This window comes from Enterobacter cloacae complex sp. GF14B (assembly GCF_004136805.1).
Taxonomy (GTDB): Bacteria; Pseudomonadota; Gammaproteobacteria; order Enterobacterales; family Enterobacteriaceae; genus Enterobacter; species Enterobacter hormaechei_C.
The window spans coordinates 1-13,240 of sequence record NZ_QFRV01000021.1 but is presented as its reverse complement, the minus strand read 5'-3'; the positions used below and the strand labels follow the sequence as shown (position 1 = coordinate 13,240).

General features: G+C 42.5%; 9 protein-coding genes. All 9 read right to left on the bottom strand.

Translation table 11 applies throughout. The features are described 5' to 3' along the window. Window positions 1–15 precede the first annotated feature (15 nt). Window positions 16–3,204, bottom strand: a complete 3,189-nt coding sequence (trhN, locus tag DD606_RS09510) for an IncHI-type conjugal transfer protein TrhN (protein WP_000776701.1) — start codon at window positions 3,202–3,204, stop codon at window positions 16–18. Between the two features lie 18 nt (window positions 3,205–3,222). Then, on the bottom strand, window positions 3,223–4,278 hold the full coding sequence (gene trhU, locus DD606_RS09505) for an IncHI-type conjugal transfer protein TrhU (protein ID WP_181231580.1): 1,056 nt from the start codon (window positions 4,276–4,278) through the stop codon (window positions 3,223–3,225). Window positions 4,279–4,422: 144 nt separating this feature from the next. Then, a complete protein-coding gene (locus DD606_RS09500) occupies window positions 4,423–5,934 on the bottom strand; it encodes a TrbC family F-type conjugative pilus assembly protein (RefSeq protein ID WP_058685157.1) in 1,512 nt (503 codons plus the stop codon). Continuing rightward, a complete protein-coding gene (gene trhF / locus DD606_RS09495; RefSeq protein ID WP_001286760.1) occupies window positions 5,921–6,433 on the bottom strand; it encodes an IncHI-type conjugal transfer protein TrhF in 513 nt (170 codons plus the stop codon). Before trhF ends, DD606_RS09500 begins: the two co-directional genes overlap by 14 nt. Window positions 6,434–6,710: 277 nt before the next feature. Continuing rightward, entirely contained in the window at window positions 6,711–11,015 is a 4,305-nt protein-coding gene (gene rsp / locus DD606_RS09490; protein ID WP_001232109.1) for an IncHI-type conjugal transfer protein RSP, read from the bottom strand. Window positions 11,016–11,134: 119 nt separating this feature from the next. Continuing rightward, a complete protein-coding gene (locus DD606_RS09485; RefSeq protein ID WP_000235773.1) occupies window positions 11,135–11,689 on the bottom strand; it encodes a plasmid transfer protein in 555 nt (184 codons plus the stop codon). An 8-nt stretch (window positions 11,690–11,697) separates the two neighbouring features. Continuing rightward, entirely contained in the window at window positions 11,698–12,123 is a 426-nt protein-coding gene (locus DD606_RS09480) for a hypothetical protein (RefSeq protein WP_000836981.1), read from the bottom strand. Continuing rightward, the gene (hdtA, locus tag DD606_RS09475) at window positions 12,113–12,565 is read right to left on the bottom strand and encodes a H transfer determinant A (RefSeq protein WP_000952689.1); all 453 of its coding nucleotides are present in this window, start codon (window positions 12,563–12,565) and stop codon (window positions 12,113–12,115) included. Before hdtA ends, DD606_RS09480 begins: the two co-directional genes overlap by 11 nt. A 604-nt stretch (window positions 12,566–13,169) precedes the next feature. Then, window positions 13,170–13,240, bottom strand: a 71-nt coding sequence (locus tag DD606_RS26425; protein WP_223349232.1) for a hypothetical protein, incomplete at its 5' end; no start/stop codon positions are given.

Genomic DNA, 13,240 nt, shown 5'->3' with positions numbered 1-13,240 from the left:
CTAACGGCCCCTTCTTCAATATTTCGGCAACTGCTTGCCCGTAACCGGATCCAGCGTAGTTGAACCTACCTCACATATGGCCGGTCGAGGTAAATAGCTACAATCTACATTTTCCTCTTTTATAGCCTGAGCATTTTCTTGTCTGGCCTTTATCATATTTTCTTCACCGCCCATTGCTTCCTTGGTACGTTCTGATGGAAGTTGATAGTTCTCATTCTGGAATGGTAAGTTTTCCACAATTGATTCTTCGGAGAATTTTGAATATTGATCAGGAACTTCTCCTACCTGAACTGCATCATTAATCCACTCCGTCAGATCAATTTTATCGAAATCCAGTTGCTGTATTTGCTTTATTGATAGCCCCACGCAATTAGAGGCGACAGGGTCTATTCCTAATTGCGGATAAGCTTGTTGCATAATAACGCGTGACAACATGGAATTATAACAGCACATGTCTGTTGCTTTTTTAACGCATTTCTTTGTGAAACCAACATTCAGATATTTGACGCATCGTTCCGTATCTAATGTAAAACAGGATTTTTGATTCTTATGAATAGAAGCTTCCATCTCTTTCTGGTCGCATGCTACCAACATTTCTAAAAGCATTTTAGTGACCTGATAGGCTGTATAAATCCAACCGATCACGTTTAATGCAAGCATAAAGTTTTGAACCGCAGCCGAGAAGACAACCTCTCCTCCGGTAGTAGCAACGTTCTTAAAGACAAAGTCACGAACTGTATCTGGTAGCAATTCGTAGGCTTTCTTCATTGCCATCTGCTTAAGCTGACCTATACCGAAGCTGGACATTGTTTCCTGTGCCAACTGGCCAGCACCTCCTGCCCCTCCAGAAGTTGCGGAAGACCCAACTGCCCTGCTTAGATTACCAGCGACGTTTTCATATACGCTCGTTAAGGAGCTCGTGACGTTGTTCCACATTTGCCCTACTGTTTTACCAGCTGATGCAGTCCACTCTCCGACCGCATTAGACATAGAAGCCCATGTACCTGTATCACCGCCGGTCCATTTTATTAGCTGAGCATTAACTCTGGTCCAGTTTGTGTTTCTGATCATAGATCCGGCAAGCATGATACCTTCAAGTGCTCCTGCGGTTCCCTGTGGTGCTTCGCAGCAGTCCGTCTTTGCCAGGCCATTTACAAAGCCTACTGAACGACCACACCATTCAGGTTTTCCTTCAAAGACGGAACATGAATTGGCATCGTTAGGGTCTTCGCATTTGGCTTCGCCCTGCATGTACTGAACCATGTTTGAATAAGCCGCAACTTTTCCAAAATCGTTGTTCTCTTCCTTTGGCCCAGTTTCGCATGTTCCACCTGAACATGGGATCATGCCAACACAGGCATTTGTAGAAGATTCAACCTCCCGAACTACATCCTTCCCTCTGTCACAGGTGTATTTCTGTTCATACATGTAGCAACTGTTAGTGCCCTCATCGAACCAACCCTCTGCACATGTTTGTTTATCGAGTACACATGCTGCATCATTTTTATAAGCACTACATGCATCAGGCATACTCTTTATTTCTTCATAGTTGTAACAGAGGTCCTTTCCATTAGCGTCTTTCATAATTTTTCCACTAGCGTCATAAGAGCAAATTTTGTCTTTGGCCAATGGATCACAAAAGTAGCCTTCAAGGTTTGTCTTCCAGGTAAGAAATCCTTTATCACCTTCATACAGAGGCTTTGCCAATGAAAGCACGCTTTCCGGAAGCCGTTTTGTGCCAACATCCATATCTTTAAACCGATCGAAACGGCAGAATGTATTCGGAGCTTGTACAGCATCGTAACAACCAGCTGGTTCCTGGACGTGCTTATCTTCGAGCTTCATATTTTCAAAAGTCAGCTCAACCTCAAAATACCCTTCACCCTTCCCACCAACCCATACTCTGGATGCCATTGTCACTTCTCGATCAGGCTCCTCATACACCGATTTTCTGACCTTATCAGTCACATCGTAAACCTTGTCGAGTTTCCACGATTTTTTTAACTCCCAAGATCCCTTAGGAGCCGGATAGTCACTTTCTCGATATGCACCATCTATGTGAGCAAAAATCTGCGTGCCATCAAGTGTTACCCGCATGTGGTCATCCCACTCCGCGTTAACAATCTTTGCTGAGGCCAATTTTGCATCCGGATGGAATTTTAATGTCAGTTCGTTATCATATACCCCGTCACTCCAGTAGTTGTCATCACGGCGACCAAACCATATACGCACACAATTATCGCCGCACATCGACATGTCTCCGTTTCCGCCTGAAATGTAAACAGGGACTGAAAAATCACGGGTTATCGTGCAGCTGCTGAAGTTATCTTGCTTAGGCGAGTTACAGTAGAACTCTTTGTAATCAGGATAGTGTGTGGTTACTGTTTTTTTAGAGGTCTCAACATTACAGTTCTGAAGCCAGTTTCCAGTACCAGCAACAGCATTTGTTATCTCATTTCTCCCCGCAGTAAACATGGGATCGTTAGGCTTTATAGATGATGCCGGGTTGTCCTTGTTAGCATTTACGAGGGTGCGGTAGGCAACGCCATCATAACTTTGAGCATCAAATAACTGGCTTTTCCGATTCTTTATATCGTTTACAAAGCCATCCTCATCCCCATAACGATCTGCGGCATTGAACTTAATATCGCTGTGCTTTTGCTCTGAGCTGAAAATCTCTCCGGTATTTGTTTTGGTTCCAGGAGTAGTATTGGGATTACTGCTTATACCAATGTTGCCATTAGCATCCCGAGAGAGCAGCTTTGCCCCTTCCTTGGTATAGTTTGAATTGATTGTCCCTCCAGACATACTCGGCAGTTGTACGGCGCTACCAATGGACTTTCCATCGGATGCGGCATTTTTCATGACACTTTCATTTGAGTTCCCTGCCCCATACTTTCCGAGATTAAGATTAGCGGATTCGGCTTTACCCACGTATTTCTCGGTGATCTTCCCACTGACATTCTCGCCTGAATCCGCATTCTTGTACTTCTCAACAATGTCCTGAGCACTGGTTGTCGCATTGCGATTTGCGTTAGGATTAGCAAGATTAAAGTTACTTTCGAGCTGGTCAAATATAGCGTCTGCCGCATAAATACGAGGAGTCATTACCATATTTATGAGAGAGATATAAAAAGCCCAACTCATAGTATTGGCAATCATTGATGCAATAATAGTTGAAGCTATCGTTTTTCTAAGTTTCATTATTTTTACCCTTAGAAATCAAGCGCCTGGTATATATCTGACGCAACAGTCATTGTAACGCCACAACATATAGACATAATTATCATTGCCTATTTTTTTGCGCCCACCTTTAAGGGTTGACCAGTCATGTACCGAATCACCAAGACGATGACAGCAATCCGGCCCTTTCGCCTCAGGAGTTGGGAAAAGCATTGAAAGCCGATACTGGGAACGAGGTGTAAAGTATTCCCACGTTTTCTCACACATTGCGTCTGCTCCCATCGTTCGCATCAGCATTCCCTGGCGATGTAGTTTAGTCAGAAGACGCTGGGTTATCAGTGAACTCGTCCTTACAGCGTCATCATTTGCGTAAATGTGGCCGGTTAATGGATAAAGGTTGCCATCGCATCCGGCACAAAAGTATGCAGCGAGATTATCCTTTCCTGCTGTTACTGCTACACAGTCAGCAGCGCACACCATTGAGGCAATTGGGTTTGCAAAAACTACTGCCTCTGGATTCAGGACGAGTGTAAGCAGATCACTTTCCCACATAGGGTCCACTTCGCTTATATAGGTCAGGCTGGCATCTATATAGGGTTCAGCAGTGCACTCGCCAATAATCAGTAATTTGAGCATTGTCATGATTGGGAACTCCCAAAGATGAACATCGTAAAATCCGGCTTCAGTTGCTGTCATTGGCTGATTTGTGTTGCTTTTACCAATATCAAACTGCGATTTTTGAAGCATCGTGCCTTCAAGAAAGGGGCTGCACCAGGGGCTCTTTACAACTTCAACAATCTTCACCGGCTGAAAGAAGCTCAATTGCCAACCTATTTCCGGTACGCCGTTCTGATCTGTGCAGTAGCAACCCGGACGTGAAGGAGCAGCGCCTTCTGGAGCTGCCCCTATGCCCATTATCCTCATGGGAAAAATGCAGCTCCAACAGATATTCTTAATCAAGCCCTGCCACACTCCAGCTGACTGACACATAGCCCCAGGGACTCCAGCATCTGCTGCCATAGCCATACCCGGTATAGAAAGCGAAAGCATAACTGCTACAATGAACTCTAAAAGTAACTTTTTGAATTTTTTCACCATCATGCTCACTTGGATGTAATAAATGTTGCAACACTTTCGATATAGTCGACGGCTTTGGTAAAATAACTTCTCATCTGGTCCGGATAATTTAGCGTCAGCCATGTTGCAAAGAGAGCGCCTATAATAAATCCGAGTTTCATCTTATTTTTCCTCTGAAAGATTTGGGGCTCCGATACCACGGACTTCTGCCTCGCTAAACAGGGTGATCCGGAATTTATCTTGGTCAGTAGTTATAAGCGCAGGTGTGTTTTTAATCTGAAAGCGTGAGATGATCTGTTCGTTAACTTTAAACACCTTACCGTTAAATTTTTCACGTAAATCATTTAGGTGATCCCATCCATTATCTTTTTGGATACGGGTAAACATTGGCATTACTTTTCCACTACCCAGACGTTGTCGATACTGCTGCTCAGCCCATACCAGCTGGCCCGGATTGAGTGGATCGAAAATTATCATCGTCAGGTTTTGAGGAAATCTCGAAAGTGGATTAATCAACTCACCGGCGGAAGCTATTACACGGCCCTGCTTATCTTTTACGTCCTGAGTGACCCTCACTGTAGGGTCAATTAAAAATTCTTTGTGTTCCTGGGCAGGAGGGAGGTCGACCATCCATTGATTTTTCCATGTGTCAGAAACGGCCCTTTTTTTTGCACCTTCCCAGTCATATTTTTGTGCACGTTCTTCCAGTTCTTTAATGATGCTCTTTTCTTCAACGGGATAAGTGGTACCAGCAACCGGGAAAATATCCTGATCGGGTTTTTTAGCAAGTTCTCGCTGAAAAAACTCAACGTTGAAGGAGCCTACCATTTTTGCAAAACGAGCTTGCTCCCTAGAAATAATTGTCGGTACTTGAGTTACTTGATACTGACTGAAGCTATCAGGATCAATTGTAATCAAAGGAGATTCAAATTTTCCTTTGACAATCATTTGGTTTATTGCTGCCTGTGTCTCTGGTAGCCGAGTAGTTCCTTTCTTTAGACCATTGAAAACTACACGAGCTTTATGCTCTGAGGCCGTACGTAGAAGGTCTTCCAGTACATAATCCGGCAAGCTAAATGAAGCAAAGATCGTTATTCCATTTTCAGTTGATAGTGCTTCTTCACGTGTGCTATCCATTTTTCTTTCGAAGTCAGCAGCTGTGATGCCCGAGGAACCAAACAATTTTTCGATATTTTTAGATTGTCCTCGCATGACTTCCGGCTTATTTTCCGCAGCTTTCAGAGCCGCTTCATTAAGGCTGGCGTTTTCTTGAATTTCATCACGTCTTCTAATTATATCGTTGACAGCTTCAGAGTTATTACTTTGGGCCCTGATAGCCTGGGTATGGTCTATAACTGCTTGAACACTATCCGCATTCATACCGGGGACGTAACCACGGTTTATTTGCTTGCTCAGGTCCTGGTTTTTTTGGAGTGCTTCAGCTTGCGCTATGTACTTCTGCACATCTGGTGATTTTAGCGTAGCATCAAGGCTAAGAGCCCCATCTGGCTGCTGTGCACCTTTAGCCTGTGCCCCAAGCCCTTTTGCTTGCTGAGCGATTAGGTCAGCATCATGTTGATACTCAGTGCTTGCATTTGTATTACTTAAAACTGCACATAACGCAAGTCCAGGAAGTATTGGTAAATATTTTTTATTTACATTAAAAGATCGCATATGTTTTCCCAATTACTGAATTCAGCTTTACTGTTCCCCAAAAACGGGAATCCCATGAGTGATCGGTTTGCCCAATTAGGAAAACTTCGCCTTCAGGAATTATCAATTCTTTTTCAATCAAAATGGACGGAATATTGTATTTCTTCGAAATACGACGTGCATTAGCTTCAAAAAATTTGTCCCCGTTATAAACCCCATCCATTGTTACTTTAAGTTTGTCACCGCCCACACCGGCAACAATTTTTATGACTCGTTCATTTTCTGGGATAAAACGTACCGATTTCGGCATGTTAAATGCTATGAGTTCACCAGTTTTAATACTTTTATCCGAATGATCAATCATATAAAAATCAGCAGGCAGGCACCCATTCAATAAACCGTATCCAAATGTATAACGGGTGAAAAAGACACACATAACGAGAATCAGCAATAAAATATTAAGGGGGACATACCAATCCAGTATAAGCAGCCCTCTCTTTTTAGGTATGTAGTCGCTCATATTTTTCTCACTGGCACTGAAGAATATTTTTACTAGGCAGATGCACCTCTATCCAAGTAACTATTATCCATGTTTTTCAACGCTCGGAAGTCTGCAAACTAACCTAATATTCACCTATAAGAATGTTAATTCCTCAGCATGTATACGCAGCTTTGTTAGCGGCCATGAAAGATGCCTTTGGAGCAAAGTTACTTTCCGACATTAATTTTTCAAAGGTCCAATTATTGGGTATAAAAAAGCCGGGACATAATGTCCCGGCTTTATATTTAAAAATTAACTACTCACTGCTTGGTATTGATACAGTGTTTTCAGACTTACTTGCCTCTTCAGCCGGTCCGAAAACTGTCACGTGCTGTGTTGCAAAGTCTCCACTATCATCATAAGCAATTACTTTTATGTCCTGCTTACCACGGTTAAGGTTTTTAGAAAGTGTAGCCGTACTACCGAAAACGTTCCTTAATTCGCCGTTGATGAACCATTCATATCTAACCATTTTTCCATCAGTATCATCACATTTATTGGTAAAGCTCCAGCTTAGGTTGGTTTCCGTGTAGCTCAATGTACAATTAGGCACTGCGTTTTTAACGACATCAAACTCAACAGATGCTGAACCTCTCTGTCCAAGTTTACTAACAACATCAATTGTAATCTCGTATTTCTTTTCTTTTAAACCCGAGATCAGTTGAGCCCAATAATTTTTGCCGCTGGGTATTACTTCACCGTTCACCTTGTATGTGACCGTATCTATCGAGTCCGCCGAATGAGATAGCTTGATGTTTGACCTTAAGGTTACATCGAGTGGAGCTCTCATATATTTGTTAGAGAACTTGGGTGTCATCTCAACGTTCATTGGCGTTTGTTCATCGACAACAAAGGTATTTTCGATACGCTGTTCATTGTTTCGGTTATCTTTGAAAACAACCATCAATGTATATTTGCCAGGATTTTCAATTGTAAATTCTTTGGTGTCACCTTCATCTTTAGTGATTACCAGATTCTCTTTGTCGTAGATCCATTCACGGGAATAAGTAACACCAGGATAGTCTCCATCCTTAATACCGCTCAACGCAACGCGTAGGGTGGTCGGTGCCATGTCGTATTTAAGTTTGGAGCTTATTTTCATCTCGGGAAATTTATAAACCCACGATTTGACAGAAACTCTACGGGTAGAAACCGTATTCTCCTTATTGTCCGCTAACCATGCACTGTATTCAAAAGCAGCATATCCCTGTTTATCCAACATTTGCTCAGTAAGGGTAACAGACAGTGAAGAGCCCTTAAATGTCTGGCCATCCGGTGTTTTCCATTCTTCAACTACGTTATTACCATTCTGGTACTTACTGTTAGGGTTCGTGAACTTACCTTCCAAAGTAACTTTTTGACCAACCTCTACCTTTGAAACCCCCGTTACCGAGACAGAAAGGCGCTTGGGTTTTGCGGCTGCCAACCGAGCAGACGTTTCCTTCCATGAAGACTCCTCTGCCAGTTCATCGGAATCAAGGTAACGCATCCGGGCATAAATCGTAGACGGTAGGGTATCAGCTGAAGCCACAGTGTAAGTTGTATCTCCCTGCACCCAGTTGACTTTATCCTCTGACCAGAGAACCTCAGCGGTGCCTGCTGGTATAGGTTCATCGTTATCAAGCAGGGTTACAGGTATATCTGAGCCCTGAAGAATGTCTGTAACATCTATACTGAGCTTAGGCTGCTTGTAGGTAACTACCGTTAAGGCATCTGTGTAGGAAATCTTGGATGTGAATTTATTAGTCATTTTTGCCCTATAAAGCCACTTTCCTACTTCTGTCTTTTTGATACTTACACTTCTCTTTCCGGTCATGTCGGAAAGCATGGTCCAGGTTTGACCATTATCAGAGGACTGCTGCCATTCGGTGGGGGCGAGTGCATCAGAGTTAGCCGTACTGGCAGATTTGAAGCTTACCAGAGTACTAAGTGGGATCCTTCCGATAATAAGGCTTTTCGACAGGTTACCCTCCAGTTCCTCACCTTTATAGATTCGAATGCCTACAGCACTGGTCTCACGTTTCATTTCAAAATCAGAGAATGGCGATCTGACCTTAGCCACACCAACCAGACGCATATTACCCAGATCCATATTTTCAATTTTAATCTTGGTTTCGACAATGCCCGCATCATTGACCGGCAATGCTTCAGTCAGCGCAGTTCTTTCGTATGTAGTTTTATAACGGCCTGTTTCTGGATCTTTGCCGTATACACTTTTTTGAGAGTATATCGTGACGTCCCATTCTCCCATTGTTTTACGGTCAAATGCACTTTTACGTGTGGAGTTGTTATAACGCCCCACTGTTACCTTTAAGGGCACTTCAAGAGATGTGGCTGTTTTTTTGTCATCCACTTCCATCGATGCTCGAATATTGAAATCAGGCACCGTATATACGTTGAGGGTGTCTGTAGTTCTTAATTCTGGATCCTTTGAGTATTCTACAGCTATGTCAAAGACGTTCTTTGTCCACAATGGTGCAGCAGCAACCTTGACCCTTTGTACAAAGGTCGTTGCATCGTTGTTTGAGGAACGATTTTTAAATGACGTTTTGACAGCCTCAGAGCCGTTTTGAGAGACGATCATCGTAACGTCAGCTGGTACCACCTTCGCTAATATTCGAGCGGCCTCCCCCCCGGTCGTATAAGCCAGAGCAGTGTTCGGATTGATGCCTGCTATGACTTTATTCTTTTTGTAAGAGATGATCGGGTTGTATGGTAATTGTGTGGTCAGAGTACGGCGATTCCTTGCGGAAACCGCTTTAGAGCCCTTCCCGTTAATCATATAGACTTGATAGTCGAGCAGATTCTCACCTGTTTTATTAAAGAATCCAGTTAGACCCGGGGTACGTCCTTTAAAATAGAACTCCAACCCATCAGGGACATTGTTCCACTGAGGGTAGCATGCTGTAACATCTGATTTTTCCCCATACCAGGCGAGGTAAGCATTCGCATTTTCCTCTGTGGTAAACAGAGTGCATTTATCACCAGCTGTTTGACTAAGCAGGTCCGTATACTGACGTACGCGCGAGTAAAGAGTTACGTTTTTTTCCAGATTCTTAAGAGTGAATCCAGTAGGTTGATAAGTGAACACGGTACTGAAATTTACATTTTTTCCATAAAGGTTTTCAGCCACCACAGTAATCTCGTGATCCGAATTAACTGCTAAATCGTCTCCAACCGGCAGGTAGTAAATACCTTTATAATTTGTAGGTGTTAACGAAACTACTTTGTTGTCTATTGTTACTGATTTTATGTCAGCAACCCCAGCCTGCCCCTGGAAAGCTGCAACGATAATCTCGTTCAGGAAGTATACGGGTGCTCGTTTAGTTAATACCTGCCCATCTTTGAGAACCATAAGCGTTGGGTTATCAGACAGCATCAGTTTGCTTTCAGGCTCAGTGTACGTAGAAGAGTTTTTGCTCGTATTTTCTACTGTAAAAGTCGCTGCGTAGGACCCGTTTATAAGATCCGTTAAGTCAAAGATATAGAGGTACTCATCACCGACTTTTTGAGGTCCACTTACCGGCTGTAAAGTTCTACGTAAAGGGGTTGCCCAGGACTGTTTGAAATCAATCTCAGTGCCATCATCTAAAGTCACTTTAGTCGTCGGCTTAAACACGCCATCCGGAGTCATAGTGAGCGACATAGCTGTTGGGAGCCACCATTCACCTTCTGTTTCTTGCTGGGGTACCTTAACGGCCACAGCAACGGTTTTGGCTCCGGTATAGATGTCCTGGCCACCTACTTTGATTGTTTTAGCCTCATCGGTAAAATTCCAAAGTGTATGGTCTACTACAGGAGGCCGATAATCCCAGTTAACAACAAGCTTTTTGGATTCAGGAGGTGCGAAATAATTATTCTTAGAGTTTGCTGTAATTGTGATATCACGTGAACCCAAAAGTTCATCTGTATCACTGGCCTTAATGCTTCCAACTTCAATGGTACAGGAAGTTCCGCCAATAGGTACTTCACAGGCGGAGCCTGAACCTATTGAGATGTATTGAATATAATTGCGGGGTTCAACAGAAACAGCGATATCTTTGATCGCTTCATCCTTTAAATACGATTTGAAAGAAAAGCCGTCATAGACTAATCCGTTCAGGGATGATTTAAGACCGGTGATAGTTGGTTTTACCGGTGCCACACTTTTGATTGAATATTCACCTTTTACTATTTCAACTTTTTTCCGTTCAGAACCAGAGAAGTAAGAAATCTTGTAAGGTAGTTTTAAATCACCGGTGGTGTTGGGAACGCCTGAAAGAGTGAAGCCGTTAGAAGTTAATCCCAAGGTATTGGGTAACCACTCAAAAAAACAAACGAGGTTATCAACAGAGGAAGTCGCTCGATCATCAACCGTTACATTACAGGCTGTGCCTGCACCTGAGGCAGTGATAGTGTTAGAATTAACGTATGCAACAAAGTCGCCCGGCCCCGGGTCAAAGGATACGGCTGGCAAATCAGCCTGTAGCTTTCCTGAAATCATAATCGCTTCAGCATAGACCGCTTTAATCGGAGCAATTAAAGAAAACAACAGGGCTAAACCTAAACCTGATTTTCTCATGACGAATACCTGTTTTTCTGAGCAAAATTAAACTCACTTTACGATGAAAAACAGAAATATCCGTTCGTATAACATTTAAAAAAACCTGTATTTTTCCGTATATTCCGTATGTTAATGCGCTATTTTGAATTCTTGGCTTCAGATAAGCGAAGCGCGGTAATTATAGACTCGGAGCTTACCCAGGGCGTTTTTTGAGCAAGATATCCAAGTATGTAGAGGCCAATTTTAACGCAATCCATTTGTGAGACAGGGACCATGTGCATGAAGGGTTTTAAGCCATCTTTATCGACTGGAACTATCCCTGCGGATAACAACAAACCGCCCCTCTCGTTTGGGGTAACGCTTATATTTTTGTATACGACGTGGCCATGATGTGAGGTTTTCCTCTTATCAATCTTTAAAGTATGCATGATTCTAAGAAATACAGATGCCATCTGCATAACTTCATTCGTCGACAATTTTAGAAGTACAGAACGGTTTGAGCCCCAGTCATAATCTTTTTTTGCGTTCCTTGGAGCGACGTGCAATGTAAGATAATAATTATCAATCTCATTTGAAAAAGGTGAAGGTTTTGATGAGCTAACATCTTCATTGTTCATCTCAATGACAAGGGCTGCATCCTGACCAAATGCTTTAACATTATGGTTTTTAAGAGCGAAGTCTGAAGTTGCCATATAAAAAGTCACTTTTGATAAAACCACATACCGCCTAATGATTCATCATCGGCAAGATGCTTGAAATTTGATAGTGTAAATCCTGTTTTGGTTTCAGAAATCACCAGGCTGTAAGATGCCGTATGTACAAGGCGAGAATTGTTTAGATCAAGATCATCACAAAAACCAGGGCTTTTGACGGGGTCAGCCTTTTCAACAAAAGTTACTTTTGAAGCGATGCCGTTGATCACGATTTTCTCGTTATCAGCAATTTTAATGTTTAAAGAAGGCGAGCTTTTATCACATGGCAGGAAGAGTGATGTCTTTTTAAATGTGTTTCCAGTGAAGTCCAAAAGGTCAGGTTTAACCGGAACATTGTTTAGGATTTTATAAACTCCAGCAAATGCACATAACACAACAAAACCAGATAAAACATATCTAATCTTAGACTTCATCCCCCAGTTCCTCTCCTAAAAGTTTTAACGCGCTTACGCACATAAGCCTCAACTGATACAGTAAGTTATCAGCGGTTATTCCACCAACGAAGGTAACTGTACGTCGTATTGATGCTCCGCCAGGCTCGCACTGGATATGGCCAATACCAGAATCACGGAGGAAGTCATTTTCTGCACTTACAAGGTCTGACTCTACAGGTGGAATGATAACTTCAATGAGTATTGTATCAACTGGGGCCCACTCCCAATCGAACTTAAGAGAGGAAATTGGGGATATAGAAACAAGAAGCTCATCAATATTAAAAATTACGGGTTTTATTCCCATAACCTCAGACTGAATGAAGTGGCTTTCTACCATAACTACCGGAAACTCTGAAATAGTCAGAACTCCGATTAACTGGTCTCGGCGTAAACCATGTATTAGTGAGTTGCGAGATAGCATTCGATCAGCCTTTATTATAATAATCAATCATTTGGGACAAGGACAAAAGGGATTACAGAAACGAAGATTCTACATGAACATCGTTGTCAGTGACCTTAGGTCCATCGGGTATAAGGGTATCAAAAAATCCTTACATAACCATTAAACCACAAAGACTTTTTACGTAAAATAATAATTAAGTACCAGATTTATTAAGATAATTCTTAGGTTTTTTACAAATTTAGGAAAAATCCGCACTTCCTGTAACAGCATCCAAATTAACCTAAAATACCGTTTCATTAACAGTAATTTTACAGATTCAGCTGAAGCCTGAGTTTATTATAACAAAAAAAAGGCCAGCAAGTATGCTGGCTTTCCTGGTAAGACAAGTTGAACTCAGAAGTCGATTGTACTGTCTCTCACCTATCTTGCCAAAGTCGCTAGTCGCTTGTTTGCCTTAGCTTTAGATTTTATGCTTATGGAGGCGGTTTGATTTTCATCCGATACTTTTTCTAGCACTGGCACCACAGAGGAAATGGACTTTTCTTTTGAAATTTTGGATGCACCTGGGCTTTGTTGAATAAATCAGATTTCGGGTAAGTCTCCCCCGTAGCGGGTTGTGTTTTCAGGCAATACGCACGCTTTCAGGCATACCTGCTTTCGTCATTTTGTTCAGCGCTCGTACCAGGGCCATAG

Bases quoted from the DNA above. Each gene is read 5' to 3' on its own strand.
- trhN (WP_000776701.1), bottom strand. From the start codon at position 3,204: ATGAAACTTAGAAAAACGATAGCTTCAACTATTATTGCATCAATGATT.
- DD606_RS09500 (WP_058685157.1), bottom strand. From the start codon at position 5,934: ATGCGATCTTTTAATGTAAATAAAAAATATTTACCAATACTTCCTGGA.
- trhF (WP_001286760.1), bottom strand. From the start codon at position 6,433: ATGAGCGACTACATACCTAAAAAGAGAGGGCTGCTTATACTGGATTGG.
- rsp (WP_001232109.1), bottom strand. From the start codon at position 11,015: ATGAGAAAATCAGGTTTAGGTTTAGCCCTGTTGTTTTCTTTAATTGCT.
- DD606_RS09485 (WP_000235773.1), bottom strand. From the start codon at position 11,689: ATGGCAACTTCAGACTTCGCTCTTAAAAACCATAATGTTAAAGCATTT.
- DD606_RS09480 (WP_000836981.1), bottom strand. From the start codon at position 12,123: ATGAAGTCTAAGATTAGATATGTTTTATCTGGTTTTGTTGTGTTATGT.
- hdtA (WP_000952689.1), bottom strand. From the start codon at position 12,565: ATGCTATCTCGCAACTCACTAATACATGGTTTACGCCGAGACCAGTTA.